3 protein-coding genes are annotated in these 1,696 nt (G+C 76.1%); 1 reads left to right on the top strand and 2 read right to left on the bottom strand.

Features of this window, described 5'->3' with window-relative positions; all coding sequences use genetic code 11:
• Positions 1-25 precede the first annotated feature (25 nt).
• Entirely contained in the window at positions 26-634 is a 609-nt protein-coding gene (locus tag QJR14_08000) for a phosphatase PAP2 family protein (GenBank protein MDI3317540.1), read from the top strand.
• Positions 635-736: 102 nt separating this feature from the next.
• On the opposite strand, the gene QJR14_07995 is transcribed toward QJR14_08000, so the two are convergent.
• Complete coding sequence (locus QJR14_07995; GenBank protein MDI3317539.1) at positions 737-1,129, bottom strand: hypothetical protein; 393 nt, start codon at positions 1,127-1,129, stop codon at positions 737-739.
• 72 nt (positions 1,130-1,201) lie between these two features.
• On the bottom strand, positions 1,202-1,696 hold a 495-nt coding region (locus QJR14_07990), incomplete at its 5' end, for an ATP-binding protein (protein MDI3317538.1).

The raw sequence follows: 1,696 nt of genomic DNA, 5'->3' as shown, positions 1-1,696 counted from the left end.
CACCGACCGGAGATGAGTGCTCGCGATGCACGGGCTCGACGGCGCCATCCTCCTCGCGGTCAACGGCCTGGCCGGGCGCTCCGCCGTCCTCGACGCGGCAGGAAGCTGGGTCGGCCAGTACGGCCCGGCGCTCTACGCACCGCTGCTTCTCGTCGCCTGGTTCGCCTACCGGCTCGACGGGGCGAAGGGGGCGGAGACGGAGACGCAGCGCCGTCGCCGCCTGATCCTGGCGGTGGCGGCCGGTGCGCTGGCCCTGGGGCTGAACGCGGCGATCGGGGCCTTCTGGTACCGGCCGCGGCCCTTCGTGGCCGCGCCGGGACTGATCCACCTGCTGGCGCGCCACGCGGCCGACAGCTCCTTTCCCAGCGACCACGCCTCGCTCAGCTTCGCCGTGGCGCTGGCGCTCTTCGCGCTGCCGGCGCGGCCGCGCTGGCTGGCGCCGACCTCGCTGGTCTGGGCGGTGGTGGTCGCCCTGGGGCGGCTCTTCCTGGGCATGCACTGGCCGAGCGACATCCTGGGCAGCCTGGCCGTCGCCCTGGTCAGCGCGCTGGCGGTGCGGGCGCTGGAGGGCGTCCTGGCGGAGCCGGCCGACTTCCTGGCACGCGGGTTGCCGCCGCGGCTGGCGGGGAGGTGAGGGGCGGGCCGGCGGCCCGTGCGGAGAGCGGCCAGGAGAAGCGGGCAGGGCCCGGGCCATCGGCCCGGGCCCTGCCGCCGCGCTGGGAGTCCAGGGCGAGACCTAGTGCTGCCCCTGTTGCTCCAGCTGGACGTTGTCGTGGTCGGGCTGGGAGACGTGGGCCTCGCCGGCCTCGGGTGCCTCGGGCTTCTCCGTCTCTTCCGCGGTGATCTCGCTCTCGTGGCCTTGGGGCTCAGCCCCGTCGGGGCCGCCCGTCTGGGGGCCGATCTGCTGCTCCACCTGCTGGCCGGCCTGGGCCCCGGCGGTCTCTTGCACGGTGCCGGAAGCGGAGCCGGTCGGAGCCGCCGGAGCAGGTGCGGGTGCCGAGACCGCGGCGGCCGCCGGGGGCGCGGGGGTGGAGGGGGCGGCGGAGGCGCGCGCAGCGAGCGCGCTTCCTCCGGCCACCGCGCCGATCAGCAGGGCGGAGGCGGCGGTCAGGAGCCAACGCTTCGACATGGGATCTCCTCCTTTCGAGACGATCCTGGCGGACCCGGGTGAAGGGGGCGTGAGCCGGCGATGAGATCTCTCTCAGCCGGGCCGGTCCGGCCGACCGGGCCGCGCCGGCCGGCGGGACGGCGATCCTGTCGGCGCCCCCGCGGCCGCCTTCGGCGGAGCGGGCGGCAGCGGGAGGTGGAGCGTGAAGCGGCTCCCCTGCCCGGGCGTGGATGCCACCGTCACCCGCCCGCCCAGCCCCTCCACCGCCTGCTGCACGATGGAGAGGCCGAGACCTGCGCCGCCCGCCCCGCGGGCCCGTCCCCTCGCCTGCTCGGCGGCGCGGCGGTTGTGACCGCGATAGAAGCGCTCGAAGATGTGGGGCAGGTCCTCCGGTGGGATGCCGGTGCCGGTGTCGGTGACGGAGAGCTCGGCCACGCCTGCCGCCCGGTCGACGCGGACGGCGACGCGCACCTCACCTCCCCGGGGGGTGAAGTCCAGCGCGTTCTGAACCAGGTTGACCAGCGCATGGGTGAGCGCGCTCTGGTCGCCGCGCAGCACCACCGGTTCCGGCTGGAGCTCCGCGCCCAG

It is taken from the genome of Bacillota bacterium, from assembly GCA_029961055.1.
Classification (GTDB): domain Bacteria; phylum Bacillota; class Sulfobacillia; order JAIMAT01; family JAIMAT01; genus JAIMAT01.
The sequence above is the reverse complement of the archived record's forward strand: the minus strand, read 5'-3'. Positions and strand labels throughout refer to the sequence as shown.